Source organism: Brevibacterium gallinarum (assembly GCF_014836885.1).
GTDB lineage: Bacteria > Actinomycetota > Actinomycetes > Actinomycetales > Brevibacteriaceae > Brevibacterium > Brevibacterium gallinarum.
On the sequence record NZ_JACSPY010000004.1, the window covers coordinates 111,265 to 126,075 of the forward strand.

Sequence of the window (14,811 nt, forward strand, 5' to 3'; positions counted from 1 at the left end):
AGGCGGGCCAGCCGGTCAGTTGTCGTCGGCCGCCGACTTCGGCAGCGGCGTGGTCTTCTGCACCTGGAACAGGAACTCGGCGTTCGAGCCGGTCTCCTTCATCTTCGAGATGAGCAGTTCGAGTGCCTGCTGCTGTTCGAGGCCGGAGAGCACGCGGCGCAGCTTCCACATGACCTTGCGCTCTTCGGGGCTCATGAGGTTCTCTTCGCGGCGGGTGCCTGAGGAGTTGACGTCGACAGCCGGGAAGATGCGCTTGTCGGCCAGGTGGCGGCTCAGACGCAGCTCCATGTTGCCGGTGCCCTTGAACTCCTCGAAGATCACTTCGTCCATCTTCGAGCCGGTCTCAACGAGAGCGGTGGCGAGGATGGTGAGCGAGCCGCCGCCTTCGATGTTGCGGGCGGCGCCGAAGAACTTCTTCGGCGGGTAGAGGGCATTGGCGTCGACACCGCCGGAGAGGATCCGGCCCGAGGCCGGCTGTGCGAGGTTGTAGGCACGGCCGAGACGGGTGATGTTGTCGAGCAGCACGACGACGTCCTGGCCCATCTCGACGAGGCGCTTGGCGCGTTCGATGGCGAGTTCGGCGATCGTCGTGTGGTCATCGGCCGGGCGGTCGAAGGTCGAGGCGATGACCTCGCCCTTGACCGCACGCTGCATGTCGGTGACTTCCTCAGGACGCTCGTCAACGAGGACGACCATGAGGTGGACCTCAGGGTTGTTCTCGGCGATGGCGTTGGCGATCTGCTGCATGACCGTCGTCTTGCCGGCCTTCGGCGGGGCGACGATGAGACCGCGCTGGCCCTTGCCGATCGGCGAGACGAGGTCGATGACGCGGGTGGAGATGAGCTTCGAGGTCGTCTCCAAGCGCAGGCGGTCCTGCGGGTACAGCGGGGTGAGCTTGGAGAAGTCGACGCGGCGCTTGGCGTCCTCGATGCTCAGGCCGTTGACCGAGTCGAGGCGGACGAGCGCATCGAACTTCTCACGGCGCTTGGAGCGCTGATCGCCCTCGCGCGGCTGCTTGATCGCACCGACGACGGCGTCACCCTTGCGCAGTCCGTTCTTCTTGACCATGCCAGCGGAGACGTAGACGTCGTTCTGGCCGGGCAGGTAGCCCGAGGTGCGCAGGAAGGCGTAGTTGTCGTGGACATCGAGGATGCCGCCGACCGGGATGAGCACGTCACCGGGACGCAGATCCTGGTCGTCGCCGTCTCCCCGTCCGCGGCGCTTGCGGTCGCGGTTGCGACCGCGGTTGCCGCGCCGGTTGCTGTCGTCGCGGTTGCCGCGATTGTCGTCGCGTCCACCGCGGTTGTCGTTGCCGCGGTTGTCGTTGCCGCGGTTGTCGTTGCCGCGGTTGTCGCCACCGTGTCCACGATCACTCCGATCGCCGCGGTCCTGACGGTCGCCGCGGTTGTCGCCGCGATCATTGCGATCCTGGCGGCCCTGGCGATCGCCGCGATCCTGGCGGTCGTTGCGGTCGCCACGGTTGTCGTCGCGGCTGCGGTCGCCGCGTCCGTCCTGGTCACCGCGGTTCTGGCGGTCGCCACCGTCGCCTCGGTCGCCGCGCTCCTGACGCTCACCGCGGTTGTCCCCGCGGTTCTGGCGGTCCCCGCGGTCACGGCGTCCGCCGCGACGGCGCGAGCCGCCCTCGTCGTCCTGGGAGGACTCGGCGTCGGCCGACTCGCCCTGGTCCCGCTGCGCGTCGCGGCGCTGGCCGCCGCGCTGCTGCGCGTCGGCCTGCTCGTCGCGGCCGGGCTTGTCACCCTGCTGCTGGGCAGGCTGTTCGGGCTGGGACTGGCGGGCAGGTGCCGCCTGGGCAGCAGCGTCCTGCTGCTGATCTGACTGGGGTGCGGACGCGGCCGCAGGCTGCTCCTGCGCAGCCGGAGCTGCGGCAGCGGGTGCCGAGCTGGCAGCTGCCGAGCTCGACGTCCTGCTCTCGATAGCGGCGATGAGATCCCCCTTGCGCAGGCGACGGTATCCCTTGATGTTGAGACCCGCGGCCATTTCCTGAAGCTGGGGCAGACGCAGAGCAGTGAGATTGCTTTCTGACACGAAGGTTCCTTCTCCCTCGTTCGGCTGCAGCTGCATGAACACAGAGCTGCAGCGACGGACCACACGCACGATTGCGTGCATTCACAAAATGAAGTACCTCGGACGCCATAGACGGCGCGGTACGAAGAGCGTTCCCACCCGAGTCGCGGGGCACGATCACATGGAGGTGCCGGTAAAGCGAAGAATGCTGGGGAACGCCTCTAGCCTAGCGCGATGACGCCCGTTGCGCGAATTCCCACCCGGCCTGTCGCCGTCGCCGAGGCGGCGCAGCCCGGTCCCGGACGTTCGGCTGGGTCTGCAGACAGGTCAGGCGCGCAGCCGGCAGTCGGTCGTCATGACCTCGACACCGGTTTCGGCGATGGCAGCCGGGACGATGCGGGCGGCATCGCCGGTGAGCACCGCACCGACCTGGGCGGCGAGGTCATCATCGGATCCGAGCACGAGCACGGTCGGGCCGGCCCCGGAGACGACGGCGGCCAGGCCGGCAGCCCGCAGCGCGTCGACGCGCTCGAGCGCTGCGGTCATCGCCGGGCGGCGGTAGTTCTGGTGCAGCCGGTCGACGGTGGCGTCGAACAGCAGCCCAGGGTCATGGCCGATCGCATAGACGAACAGGCCGGCGATCGCCGCATTGGCAGCGGCATCGGCGTGCGGGACGGTCTCGGGCAGCAGGGAGCGCGCCACCGAGGTGTCGAGTCGTTCGTCGGGGACGATGAGCACGGCTGAGACGTCCTCGGCGACGGGCACAGAGACCGAGCGGGCCTGCCCGTGGCTGTCGGAGTAGGAGACGGTGACCCCGCCGAAGATCGCCGGGGCGGCGTTGTCGGGGTGGCCTTCGAAGTGCGTGGCCCACGCAAGCTTCTCCTCCGGTGAGGGTGCCGGCAGCCCGGCGAAGGCGCTGGCCGCATCAGCGATCGCAATGCCGGCGACGACGGCTGCGGCCGAGGACCCCATCCCGCGGGAGTGGGCGATGACGTTCTCGCACTCCAGGCTGATCCGGTCGGCGGTCCCGACGCCGCGGGCGGCGAGCACCTCGCGCATGACCCGCAGGATGAGGTGATCCTGCCCGGTCGGCACCTCGTTGGCACCCTCACCGGTGATGCGCACGCAGTCGCTGGGGTCGACCGGCCCGTCGTGCAGCCGGGCGCGGACGGTGTCGCGGATGTCAAGGGCGATGCCGAAGCTGTCATAGCCGGCCCCGAGGTTGGCCGAGGTGGCCGGCACGGTGACCTCGACCTCGGCGACGGCCTGCGGGGTGACCGGTGCGGTGCTCGTCATCACGCGTCCTCGAGTCCGAGCTCGCGGGCGGCGGAGACCGCGTCGACCGGCACCCGGGTGGGGGTGAGGTTGGAGCCGTCAGCGGTGTGCAGCGCCCACTGCGGGTCCTTGAGGCCGTGTCCGGTGACGGTGCACACGATGCGCGCACCGGCCGGGATCTCACCGGCCTCAGCCTGCTGCAGAAGTCCTGCGATCGAGGCGGCCGAGCCGGGTTCGACGAAGATGCCCTCGGTCGAGGACAGCAGCCGGTGGGCGGCGAGGATCTCCTCATCGGTGACGGCCTTGATGACGCCGCCGGATTCGTCGCGAGCGGCGATCGCCTGATCCCACGAGGCGGGGTTGCCGATCCGGATGGCGGTCGCGACGGTCTCCGGGTCATCGACCGGATGGCCCTTGACGAGCGGGGCGGCACCGGCGGCCTGGAAGCCCCACATGCGCGGAGTTCCGGTCGCCAGGCCGGCTGCCGCGTATTCGCGGTAGCCCTTCCAGTAGGCGGTGATGTTGCCGGCGTTGCCGACGGGCAGCACGTGGATGTCCGGGGCGTCGCCGAGTGCGTCGACGATCTCGAAGGAGGCGGTCTTCTGCCCTTCGATCCGGTCGGGGTTGACCGAGTTGACGAGGTGGACCGGGTAGGCCTCCGAGAGCTTGCGGCACAGGGTCAGGCAGTCGTCGAAGTTGCCGTCGACCTCGAGCAGCTCGGCACCGTGGGCGACCGCCTGGCTCATCTTGCCCACCGCGATCTTGCCGGCCGGCACGAGCACCGCACATGTCAGCCCGGCCTTCGTCGCATAGGCGGCCGCCGACGCCGAGGTGTTGCCGGTCGAAGCGCAGATGACAGCCTTGGCGCCGTAGGCGAGGGCCTTCGAGATCGCCATCGTCATCCCGCGGTCCTTGAACGACCCGGTCGGGTTCATGCCCTCGTACTTGACCCACACCTCGGCGCCGGTGCGCTCGGAGAGCTGCTCGGCGTGGATGAGCGGGGTGCCGCCCTCGCCGAGGGTGACGGCGCGGGAGTCGGCGGCGATGTCGAGGAAGTCGCGGTACTCCTCGATGACGCCCTGCCACTGGTGGCGGTGGGCAGCGGTCATGGGGTCTCCTTCACGGGATGGTGGTGTGCCGGTGAGCTCGGCTCAGTGGCCTTCGATGCGCAGCACGGACTTGAGTTCGTTGACGGCGTCGAGGGCGACGGCGCGCTCGACCGTCTTGGCCAGCGCGGCATCGGTGCCCGAGTGGGTGGCGATGACGAGCTTGGCGCGCTGCGGGGCGTCGTCGTCGGTGGGTTCGAGCTGGGTCTGCTGCATCAGCTCGATCGAGGTGCCCTCTTCGGCGAAGACCTGCGAGATCTGCGCGAGCACGCCGGGGCGGTCGAAGACGTCGAAGGTGATCTGGTAGCGGGTGCGGATCGCTGAGATCGGCAGCACCGGCAGCCGGCTGCCGACCGAGCGGCGGGCCTGGCCGGTGCCGCCGAGGACCTTGCGGCGGGCGGTCGAGACGATGTCGCCGAGCACCGCCGAGGCAGTCGGCGCTCCGCCTGCCCCCTGGCCATAGAACATGAGCGAACCAGCGGCTTCGGCTTCGACGAAGACGGCGTTGAATGCCCCGCCGACACTAGCCAGGGCGTGGTCCTTGGGCAGCAGCGCCGGATAGACGCGGGCGGAGACGCCGGGGCCGGCCGGTGAGTCCTCAAGCGTTTCGCAGATCGCGAGCAGCTTGATGGTGAAGCCCTGGGCGGAGGCGGTCTCGACCATGTCGGCGGTGACGCCGGTGATGCCCTCGACATGGACGTCGTCGATGCTCACGCGGGTGTGGAAGGCCAGCGAGGCGAGGATCGCGGCCTTGGCGGCAGCGTCGTGGCCGCCGATGTCGGCGGTCGGGTCGGCCTCGGCGTAGCCGAGCTCCTGGGCAGTGGCCAGGGCGTGGTCGAAGTCCCAGCCCTCCTTCTCCATCTGGTCGAGGATGTAGTTCGTCGTGCCGTTGACGATGCCGAGCACGCGGGTGATGCGGTCACCGGCCAGGGAGTTGACGACCGGGCGGATGATCGGGATCGCCCCGGCGACGGCGGCCTCGTGCTCGAGGCGGACGCCGGCGTCTTCTGCCGCGGCGAGCAGCTCGGCGTAGTCGCTGGCCAGCAGCGCCTTGTTCGCGGTCACCACCGAGGCGCCGGAGCGCAGGGCGGTGAGGATGAGTTCGCGGGCCGGTTCGTGCCCGCCCATGAGCTCGACGACGATGTCGGCTCCGTCGATGGCGGCAGCGGTGTCGGTGGTGAGCAGCTCGGACGGGATGCCGGGACGCTCCTTGCCGGCATCGCGCACGGCGACAGCCGAGATCTCCAGCGGTACGCCGACGCGGGCTTCGAGGTCGGCGGCGTTGCCGAGGATCCGGGCGGCGACTTCGGTGCCGACGACACCGCAGCCGAGCATGGCGACCTTGAGGGGTTTCATCGTGTGGTGCTCCTTCTTTCGTGGGGCGCGGGCTCGTCAGTGGTTTCGGGTGCCCGGCCGTCTGTGGCAGCGGCCGTAGAGCTGAAGCCGGTGTCCCAGGCGAGGACGTCGGCATGGGTTTCGGGCCGGATGACCCAGCCGAGCCGCTCACCGTCGACGGCGAGCACGCCTGGGCGCGGGACGTGGTTGTAGTTCGAGGACAGCGACCGGCAGTAGGCGCCGGTGTCCGGCACCGCGATGAGGTCACCGCGGGTGACGTCGTTGGGCAGGTATTCGTCGCGGACGATGATGTCACCGCTCTCGCAGTGCTTGCCGACCACACGCACGACTGCCGGTTCGCTGGCTGAGTCGCGGTTGGCCAGCGTGCACGAGTAGTCGGCGTCGTAGAGGGCAGTGCGGATATTGTCGCTCATGCCCCCGTCGACGGCGACGTAGAGCCGCTCCCCCGACCCGGTCTCGACGACCTTCGTGCTGCCGACGGTGTAGAGGGTGAAGATCGACGGACCGGAGATCGCCCGGCCCGGTTCGAAGGACACCACCGGCAGCGTCGAGCCGGTGGCCTCACAGGCCGAGGCGACGACGGAGGCGAGCCGGCCGGCCATCTCGGTGAAGGTCAGCGGGGTGTCCTGCGAGGTGTAGCGGATGCCGAAGCCGCCGCCCAGGTCGACCTCGGGCAGATCGACGCCGAGTTCGGTCAGGATGCGGGCACGCAGCTCGATGATGCGGGTGGCGGCGATGTCGAAGCCGGAGGATTCGAAGATCTGCGAGCCGATGTGGCTGTGCAGGCCGAGGAAGTCGAGGTCCTCGCTGGCGGCGATCCGCCCGGCGGCGTCGAAGGCGTCGCCGCTGTGCAGGGACAGGCCGAACTTCTGGTCCTCGTGTGCGGTGGCGATGAAGTCGTGGGTGTGGGCTTCGACGCCGACGGTGACCCGCAGCATGACCGGGGCGCGCACACCTCGGGCGCGAGCGGCGGCGGCGACCCGCGGGATCTCGTCGAAGGAGTCGATGACGATGCGGCCGATCCCCCAGTCGAGGGCGAAGGCGATCTCCTCATCGGATTTGTTGTTGCCGTGCAGCCCGACAGTGCGCGGGTCGACACCGGCACGGTGGGCGACCATGAGCTCGCCGAGGGTGCAGGTGTCGATGCCCATGCCTTCGCCTGCGACCCATTCGGCGACGGCGGTGCACAGGAAGGACTTGCCGGCGTAGTAGGCCTTCGCCTCGGTGCCGATCGCGCTGAACGCCGCGGAGAAGGCGGTGACGAAATCGGCTGCCCGGTGCTTGAGGTCGGCGACGTCGAGGACGTACAGCGGTGAGCCGTAGGTCTCGGCGAGCTCGGTGACGCGGAGGCCGGCGATGGTGAGCTCGCCGTCGGCGGTCTTGTCGACGCTGCGCGACCACAGCGAGGGCATGAGCGCGTTGACGTCATCGGGGTACGGCAGCCACACCGGCGGCGGGGTGGCATGCAGGATGCCGGCGATATGGGCGGGCATTACATCCGCTCCGGGGCGCTGACGCCGAGCAGCCGCAGGCCGTTGCGCAGCACGGTGGCGGTCGCGAGATCGAGGACGAGGCGCGAGGAGTGCACCGCCTCGATGTCCTCACCGGCGCGCGGGGTGACGCGGCAGCTGTCGTACCACTTGTGGAAGCTGCCGGCGAGGCTTTCGAGGTAGCGGGCGACCCGGTGCGGTTCGCGCAGCTCGGCAGCCTGGGCGACCACGCGCGGGAAGTCGGCCAGGGCGGCCAGCAGCGTCGCCTCGGTCGCGTCGGTCAGGGTGGAGGCGTCGAAAGCATCAGTGGTGATGCCGGCGGCTGCGGCGTTGCGGGCCACGGAGTGGGCGCGGGCGTGGGCGTACTGGACGTAGTAGACCGGGTTGTCGTTGCTGGCGCTGCGCAGCACCTCGGGATCGAGGGTCAGCGGCGAGTCGGCCGGCTGGCGGGCCAGCGAGTAGCGCACGGCGTCGCGGCCGAGCCAGTCGATGATGTCGCGCAGCTCGATGATGTTGCCGGCGCGCTTGGACAGCTTGGCGCCGTTGACCTTGATGAGCTGGCCGATGAGCACCTCGATGTTCTTCTCCGGGTCATCGCCGGCAGCTGCCGCGATCGCCTTGAGCCGGCCGATGTAGCCGTGGTGGTCGGCGCCGAGGAGGTAGATCTTCTCGATGAAGCCGCGGTCCTTCTTATCCAGGTAGTAGGCGGCATCGGCGGCGAAGTAGGTCGGGTTGCCGTCAGCGCGGATGAGCACCCGGTCCTTGTCGTCGCCGAACTCAGTGGTGCGCAGCCACACGGCGCCGTCGTGGTCGTAGACGTGGCCCTGTTCGCGCAGCCGGCCGACAGCGGTGGTGACGGCGTTGGAGCTGTGCAGGCCGGCTTCGGAGAACCATACGTCGAAGCTGACGTCGAAGTCGGCGAGGGTGTCGCGGATGTCGGCCATCTGCAGCTCATAGGCGCGTTCGCGCAGGCGGGCGCGCACATCATCGGGGATGACGGCCGGTGCCGGATCGTCGGCATCCGATTCGGGCACCTGCGCGGTGGCTTTGACCTCGGCGGCCAGCTCCGGGTCCGAGGTGGTGATCGTCTGGGCGATCTCGGTGACGTATTCGCCGGGGTAGCCGCCGGCAGGCACCTCGCGGCCGAGCAGGCGGGCGACGACGGAGTCGGCGAAGACGTCCATCTGCGCGCCGGCATCGTTGATGTAGTACTCGGCGGTGACGTTCGCCCCGGCGGCGGCGAGCACGCGGGCGATCGCATCGCCGAGGGCGGCCCAGCGGGTGTGGCCGAGGTGCAGCGGGCCAGTCGGGTTGGCGGAGACGAACTCCATGTTGATGATGTGCCCGGCCAGGGTCTTCGTGCGGCCGTAGTCGTCTCCGGCGGCGATGATGTCGGCGGCCAGCGCGCCGGCGGCACCGGCGGCCAGGGTGATGTTGATGAATCCCGGTCCGGCCACCTCGGCGTCGTCGATGCCCTCATCAGCGGCCAGCACCGCGGCGATCTCGGTGGCGAGGTCCCGCGGATTGAGCCCGGCCTTCTTCGCCGTCTGCAGTGCCACGTTCGAAGACCAGTCGCCGTGGGCGCGGTTCTTCGGTCGCTCGACGACGAGCCGGGCGGGTGCTTCGATGGCGTAGCCGTGCTGCATGTTCAGCTGGCCGATGGCAGAGCGGATGGCTTCTTTGAGCTGTTCGGGAGTCACGTGCTTAGCGTATTACCTTGCCCGTGGCTAAGCGACTTGAGGCCCGCTATTCGGTATCGGTGTGAGCGGGCCGACACGTCCGGCCGGCGGCTGACCGGCGGCTGGGACGAAGCAGGCCCGTCACCTGGATTTCCAGGTGACGGGCCTGATGTCGCGCCCGCGACAGGATTCGAACCTACGACCTTCTGCTCCGGAGGCAGACGCTCTATCCGCTGAGCTACGCGGGCTGGCAACTCGACAATACTAGCACTCCTGTGCGCTGTCACGCGCACCGGCCGCTGGTGAGCCGAGCCACGGTGCCGCGGCGCTGCCTGTCAGCGCTGCGGCCGTGAGTCAGTGGGTCACTGACCCTTGATCTTGTCGCGCGCCGGGACGTACTCCCAGTGCCACGGCTCGTACTTCGAGGTCTTCGCCCAGGCGGGGTTCTCCCAGCCGTATTCCTTGCCATGCTTGACGAGCCAGTTGTACTGCTCGCCCGAGGCGCTGGCGGCACCGCCGCCGAAGTCGAGGGCCACACCCCATCCGTGCATCGAGGTGCCGGGGCGGGCGGCCAGGCCGGGCTTGCGGCCGGCGACCGAGACCTGGGATTCGAGTGTGCGGTACGAGTCGGTGATGGCCATGTCCTTGCCGGTCTCGGCCTTGAACGCGGCGTTCATCTCAGCGAAGGCGACAGCGGCGTCGGCGCGCAGCTTGTGCTTGCCGATGCCGACATCGCACAGGTAGTCATCGGGGACCTGGCCGTTGCTGTAGTCACCGGCGGGTGCTTCTCCGGAGCATCCGGGCAGCACGGTGCGGGTGACGGAGCGCGAGGCGGCCTCGGCGTCGCGGTCCTTCTTGGCGCTCGGCACGCCGCCGGCGTAGTTCTGGGTGCCGGACTCGTTGCCGGCGGAGGTGACGTTCGTCTGCACCGATTCGGCTCCGACGACGTTCGTGGCGGCGGCGTCGAGGGTGCTGCCGGCTGCGACCTGGTCCTGCGTGGAGGTGTTGCCGATGAGCAACATGGCGGCGATCGCGCTGCCGGCGACGGAGACCGAGGCCATGGCCGAGACGGTTGCCAGGCGGCGGCGCTTGTAGGTGCGCACGAGCGAGCCATCGGATCCGCGGTAGGACACGGCGCCGGCTCCGACCTTGCGCGTGCGGGAGGCAGGCGAGGCCACGGCGCTGTCGGTGGTGCTGGTGGTGCGGTTCCGGTGGGTGCCTGGGATGCGGAAGGGTGCACGTCGTGTGCGGTTCGCGTTCTCCTGCTCCCGGCGTTCGCGGCGAGTCATGGCGACCGATTGTGTCGGCTCCTGTGCCACTACTCATCTCCCAACTGTCTCTACTGCAAAGTCTGTCGTGGTGCTGTCGCACCGGTGCCGCAGCCGTTGTGTCACGGCGATCGGCCACATGTCACAGCACTATAACGACAATGTTACGAGTTGTCATATCGCTCGCCATCCGCACGTCATCAGCGCGGGGGATCCGCGCGATAGCAGCGCTCATGCGCACATACGGTCTCATATCAGGCGCATGTGCGTCGGAAATTCTTTCGTCGGCGCATCGCCACGCGTGTCGCTATGTAACAGAACTGTTGTGTTGTCCGTCATCTCGGCCACGCTCGGGCCATACGTCCGCGATCGGCGCCTCCACCGTTATATCACTGCGATTCCGGCGCAGGCGCCGCTGGGCTCAGTCGGTCCTGCGCGCCCGCGGTGCGCGCTGCATGACATCGTGCACCTCGCCGACGAGTTCCTCGATGACGTCTTCGAGGAACAGGATGCCGACGGTGCGGTGGTTCTCATCGAGCACCCGGCCGACGTGGTGTCCTGCCTGCTGCATCGAATCGAGGGAGTCCTCGATCTCGTCGGCCCCACGCAGCGTCACCAGTGAGCGGAAGCGCTTGTCGGGGATCTCGGAGGCGTAGTCGTCCTCCGTGTCGGCGTAGAGCACATCCTTGACGTGGATGTAGCCGCTGGACTCCCCGTTGCTGTCGAGGATGATGTAGCGCGAGAAGCCGGTGCGGGCGACCAGCTGCTCGATATGCGCAGGCGTGACTTCCTCGGCCACGGTGACGACCCGGTCCATCGGCACCATGACGTCGCCGATGGTCTTGTCGGAGAACTCCAGGGCGCCCTTGAGCAGCCCGGTGTCATCGCTCAGCAGTCCTTCGCGCTGGGACTCGGCGACGATCGACTGCACTTCCTCGATTGTGTAGGCGGCGTTGACGTCGTCGCGCGGTTCGATCCCCATGAGCTTGAGGATCCGGTTGGCGAACGCGTTCATCGGGCGGATGACGAAGCCGAAGATGCGGGCCAGCACCACCAGCGGTGGGGCGAGCAGCATGGCCGCCTGCTGGGAGACGGCGAGCGCGATGTTCTTCGGGATCATCTCGCCGACGACGACGTGCAGGTACGTCACCACCGACAGCGCGATGATGAAGGCGATGAGCCCGGACAGCGCCTCGGGCACGCCGAGGAAGCTCATCGGGCCGACGAGCAGGTGGTGGATCGCAGGTTCTGCGACGTTGCCCAGCAGCAGCGAGCACACGGTGATGCCCAGCTGGCAGATCGCGAGCATGAGTGAGACGTGCTCCATGGCGAACAGCGTGGTCTTCGCTGCCTTGGATCCCTCTTCGGCCTTCGGCTCGATCTGCGAGCGCTTGGCCGAGACGATGCCGAACTCTGCGGCCACGAAGAAGGCGTTGCCCAGCAGCAGGACGACGAGCCACACGAGGCCCAGCCAATCGCTCATGACTGACCTCCTGCGCTCGAGTCTCCGACCGGCCAGGAGCTCTCATCCCACTCGACGGTGGTGTAGTCCGGGCGCAGCCGCAGGCGTTCGATGCGCCGGCCGTGCAGGCGCTCGACGGTGAGGGTGGCGTCTTCGATGCGGACGGTGTCGCCGACGTCGGGGATCCGGCCGAGCTCCATGAGCACGAAGCCTGCCACCGTTTCGTAGTCGGGGTCTTCGGGGATCTCGACGCCGATGATGCCGGCGACCTCGTCGGGGCGCAGCCGGCCGGGGATGATCCACGAGCCGTCGCGGGCCGGCCGGACGGTCACCGAGAGCCGGTCGTGTTCGTCGACGACCTCGCCGACGAGTTCCTCGACGACGTCTTCCAAGGTCACGACACCAGCGGTGCCGCCGTATTCGTCGACGACGACGGCCATCTGGGTGCCGCGCGAGCGCAGCTCCATGAGCAGCGGGTCGAGGGCGAGGGTCTCGGGGAACTCGGCGACCTCGGTCATGAGGCCGGCGGCGTAGGCATCGGCGCGGTTGGCCAGCGGTACGGCCACGGCCTGCTTGATGTGCACAACCCCTTCGATCTCGTCGCGGGACTCGCCGGTGACGGGGAACCGGGAGAACCCGGTCGAGCGGGCGAGTTCGACGATCTCAGCAGCCGTCGTCTCGCGTTTGACGGTGACCATCCGGGTGCGCGGGGTCATGACGTCTTCGGCGGTGCGTTCGGAGAAGCTGAGCGTGCGGGTGAGCAGATCGGCGGTCTGCTCATTCATCGTGCCCTCCTGGGCCGAGTGCCGCACGAGTGCCGTGAGCTCATCGGCCGAGCGGCCGGCGGAGCCCTCCTCCTGCGGTTCGATGCCCATCGCCAGCAGCGCCTTGTTCGCCGTGCCGTTGAGGACTGCGATGATCGGGCGGAAGGCGATGGAGAAGAAGTACTGCAGCGGCACGAAGATCTTGCCGGTCTTGAGCGGCGAAGAGATCGCCATGTTCTTCGGCACGAGCTCACCGACGACCATCGACAGCAGGGTCGAGATGAGCAGCGCGATCGTCAGGGAGACACTGCCGGAGGCGCCCTCGGGCAGCCCGAGGGCATGCAGGGGCCCGCGCAGCAGCGCACCGAGCGATGGCTCCATGAGATAACCGGTCAGCAGCGTTGTGATCGTGATGCCGACCTGGGCTGCAGACAGCTGTGTCGAGAGATGTGTGATGCCCTTGCGCAGGTATTTCGATCCCGGTTCGCCGCGGGCGACGGCCTCGTCGACGGTGTGCTTGTCAAGGGTGAGGAGGGAGAACTCGGCTGCGACGAACACGCCGGTGCCGAGGATGAGCAGCAGGGCGAGGGCGAGGAGGAGCCATTCCATCAGCGGCTGTCCCCTGCCGCCAGGTGACCGTGATCGGCGCGCACGCGCCGGGTGGAGCTTCGCATCAGCAGGGCCGCGTCGCGCGCGGCGGGGCTGATGCCGGGTATTCGGGGTTTATCGGGGCTGCCGGCTTCACGCCGGCTGGGACTGTCACTGGTCATGCGAGAAGCTTACCGTGCCCGAGGCGGTGGTCGCCATGTGCGGCGGCCACCGCCTCGGGCCCGGGGCGAGGATCTCAGATGGCAGCCTGTTCACCAGGAGTGATGAACCGGCATGCCCTCCTGGTAGCCGGCGGCGGACTGGACGCCGACCTGGGCGCGCTCGGCGAACTCCGTGAGTGTGCGCGCGCCCGCGTACGTGCACGAGGAGCGGACTCCGGAGGTGATCTCATCGAGCAGGTCCTCGACGCCGGGCCGGGCTGGGTCGACGAACATCTTGCCGGAGGAGATGCCCTCTTCGAACAGGCCCTTGCGGGCGCGGTCGAAGGCCGAGTCGCTCTGCGTGCGGGCGGCCACGGCGCGGGCTGAGGCCATCCCGAAGCTCTCCTTGTACTGGCGGCCGTCGGGGTCGACGAGCAGATCGCCGGGGCTCTCGAGGGTGCCGGCGAACCACGAGCCGATCATCACCTGGGAGGCGCCGGCGACGAGTGCCAGGGCGACATCGCGCGGATGCTTGACCCCGCCGTCTGCCCACACGTGGGCGCCGAGCTCGCGGGCGGCGGCTGCACATTCGGCCACTGCGGAGAACTGCGGCCGGCCGACGGCGGTCATCATGCGGGTGGTGCACATCGCGCCCGGGCCCACACCGACCTTGACGATGGTGGCACCGGCCTCGACGAGGTCGCGGGTGCCGTCAGCGGTGACGGTGTTGCCGGCGACGATCGGCACGCCGAGCTCCAGGCCGCTGATGGTGGCCAGCACCTCGAGCATCTTCTCCTGGTGGCCGTGGGCGGTGTCGACGACGAGGACGTCGGCGCCGGCCTCGACGAGCGCCTGGGCGCGGGAGGCGACATCGCCGTTGACGCCGACGGCGGCGGCCACGCGCAGGCGGCCCTGGTCATCGAGGGCCGGGGTGTAGATCGAGCAGCGCAGGATCGACTGCGCGGTCACCGCGCCGACGAGGGTCTGGCCGTCGACGACGGGCACGAAGTCCCGCCGCTGGGAGGTGAGCTCCTCGTAGACGCCGGCGAGCACCTCGCGGGTGGGGTCGTCGAGGCGGGAGGCCTGCACCGGCTCCTCGATCGGCTCCATCACCCGGTGCACGGAGGTGAACTGGTCGACGCCGGTGAGCGAGGAGTGGGAGACGGTGCCGAGCACGCGGCTGTCGTCGTCGACGACGACGGCGTGACCGTGGGCGCGCTTGGGCAGCAGGTGCAGGGCTGAGAGCACCGTGTCGTCGACCGACACGCGCACCGGGGTCTCGTAGACGGTGTGGCGCTCTTTGATCCACCCGATCGTGGCGGCGGCCACCGGCAGCGGGATGTCCTGCGGCAGCACGGCCATGCCGCCGCGCCGGGCGATCGTCTCCGCCATCCGGCGGCCGGACACGGCCGTCATATTGCTCGCGATCAGGGGGATCGTCGTGCCGGTGCCGTCGGAGGTGGAGAGATCGACTTCGAAACGCGATGCCACCGACGACCGGCGCGGGACGAGGAAGACATCGGAGTACGTCAGGTCATGTGGAGGATGTTCCGTGAGAAAACGCATAGCACCAGTGTCCCTTTCAGACGCGAGATTGTCGCCCGGAAGCGCTAATATTGTGGCAAACCGTCTAGTAT

At 68.9% G+C, this 14,811-nt stretch carries 11 protein-coding genes and 1 tRNA gene; all 12 read right to left on the reverse strand.

Annotated elements, in window-relative coordinates; all coding sequences use genetic code 11:
- Positions 1-15: 15 nt before the first annotated feature.
- Positions 16-2,082 carry a transcription termination factor Rho gene (gene rho, locus H9634_RS06025; protein ID WP_191725809.1) on the reverse strand — a complete coding sequence of 689 codons (2,067 nt, stop codon included), beginning with the start codon at positions 2,080-2,082 and terminating at the stop codon, positions 16-18.
- Between the two features lie 270 nt (positions 2,083-2,352).
- Positions 2,353-3,321: a homoserine kinase gene (thrB, locus tag H9634_RS06030; RefSeq protein ID WP_191725810.1), complete on the reverse strand. Its 969-nt coding sequence runs from the start codon at positions 3,319-3,321 to the stop codon at positions 2,353-2,355.
- Entirely contained in the window at positions 3,321-4,409 is a 1,089-nt protein-coding gene (gene thrC / locus H9634_RS06035) for a threonine synthase (RefSeq protein WP_191725811.1), read from the reverse strand. The genes thrB and thrC overlap by 1 nt, the downstream gene beginning before the upstream one ends.
- Before the next feature lie 42 nt (positions 4,410-4,451).
- Complete coding sequence (locus H9634_RS06040) at positions 4,452-5,762, reverse strand: homoserine dehydrogenase (protein ID WP_191725812.1); 1,311 nt, start codon at positions 5,760-5,762, stop codon at positions 4,452-4,454.
- Complete coding sequence (gene lysA, locus H9634_RS06045) at positions 5,759-7,255, reverse strand: diaminopimelate decarboxylase (protein ID WP_191725813.1); 1,497 nt, start codon at positions 7,253-7,255, stop codon at positions 5,759-5,761. Before lysA ends, H9634_RS06040 begins: the two co-directional genes overlap by 4 nt.
- On the reverse strand, positions 7,255-8,952 hold the full coding sequence (gene argS, locus H9634_RS06050; RefSeq protein ID WP_191725814.1) for an arginine--tRNA ligase: 1,698 nt from the start codon (positions 8,950-8,952) through the stop codon (positions 7,255-7,257). The genes lysA and argS overlap by 1 nt, the downstream gene beginning before the upstream one ends.
- A gap of 154 nt (positions 8,953-9,106) precedes the next feature.
- A tRNA-Arg gene (locus tag H9634_RS06055) sits at positions 9,107-9,179 on the reverse strand.
- Positions 9,180-9,293: 114 nt separating this feature from the next.
- A complete protein-coding gene (locus H9634_RS06060; protein ID WP_191725815.1) occupies positions 9,294-10,220 on the reverse strand; it encodes a M15 family metallopeptidase in 927 nt (308 codons plus the stop codon).
- Between the two features lie 400 nt (positions 10,221-10,620).
- Positions 10,621-11,682 (reverse strand): hemolysin family protein, encoded by a 1,062-nt coding sequence (locus H9634_RS06065; protein WP_191725816.1) that lies wholly within the window; start codon positions 11,680-11,682, stop codon positions 10,621-10,623.
- On the reverse strand, positions 11,679-13,034 hold the full coding sequence (locus tag H9634_RS06070; protein ID WP_191725817.1) for a hemolysin family protein: 1,356 nt from the start codon (positions 13,032-13,034) through the stop codon (positions 11,679-11,681). Before H9634_RS06070 ends, H9634_RS06065 begins: the two co-directional genes overlap by 4 nt.
- A complete protein-coding gene (locus tag H9634_RS06075) occupies positions 13,034-13,195 on the reverse strand; it encodes a hypothetical protein (protein ID WP_191725818.1) in 162 nt (53 codons plus the stop codon). Before H9634_RS06075 ends, H9634_RS06070 begins: the two co-directional genes overlap by 1 nt.
- A 90-nt stretch (positions 13,196-13,285) precedes the next feature.
- Positions 13,286-14,740, reverse strand: coding sequence for a GMP reductase (gene guaB1 / locus H9634_RS06080; RefSeq protein WP_191725819.1), 1,455 nt, complete (start codon positions 14,738-14,740; stop codon positions 13,286-13,288).
- Positions 14,741-14,811 lie beyond the last annotated feature (71 nt).

Excerpts from the sequence above, each read along its gene's own strand:
- rho (WP_191725809.1), bottom strand. The coding sequence starts at position 2,082 with ATGCAGCTGCAGCCGAACGAGGGAGAAGGAACCTTCGTGTCAGAAAGC.
- thrB (WP_191725810.1), bottom strand. The coding sequence starts at position 3,321 with ATGACGAGCACCGCACCGGTCACCCCGCAGGCCGTCGCCGAGGTCGAG.
- thrC (WP_191725811.1), bottom strand. The coding sequence starts at position 4,409 with ATGACCGCTGCCCACCGCCACCAGTGGCAGGGCGTCATCGAGGAGTAC.
- H9634_RS06040 (WP_191725812.1), bottom strand. The coding sequence starts at position 5,762 with ATGAAACCCCTCAAGGTCGCCATGCTCGGCTGCGGTGTCGTCGGCACC.
- lysA (WP_191725813.1), bottom strand. The coding sequence starts at position 7,255 with ATGCCCGCCCATATCGCCGGCATCCTGCATGCCACCCCGCCGCCGGTG.
- H9634_RS06060 (WP_191725815.1), bottom strand. The coding sequence starts at position 10,220 with ATGACTCGCCGCGAACGCCGGGAGCAGGAGAACGCGAACCGCACACGA.
- H9634_RS06065 (WP_191725816.1), bottom strand. The coding sequence starts at position 11,682 with ATGAGCGATTGGCTGGGCCTCGTGTGGCTCGTCGTCCTGCTGCTGGGC.
- H9634_RS06070 (WP_191725817.1), bottom strand. The coding sequence starts at position 13,034 with ATGGAATGGCTCCTCCTCGCCCTCGCCCTGCTGCTCATCCTCGGCACC.
- H9634_RS06075 (WP_191725818.1), bottom strand. The coding sequence starts at position 13,195 with ATGACCAGTGACAGTCCCAGCCGGCGTGAAGCCGGCAGCCCCGATAAA.
- guaB1 (WP_191725819.1), bottom strand. The coding sequence starts at position 14,740 with ATGCGTTTTCTCACGGAACATCCTCCACATGACCTGACGTACTCCGAT.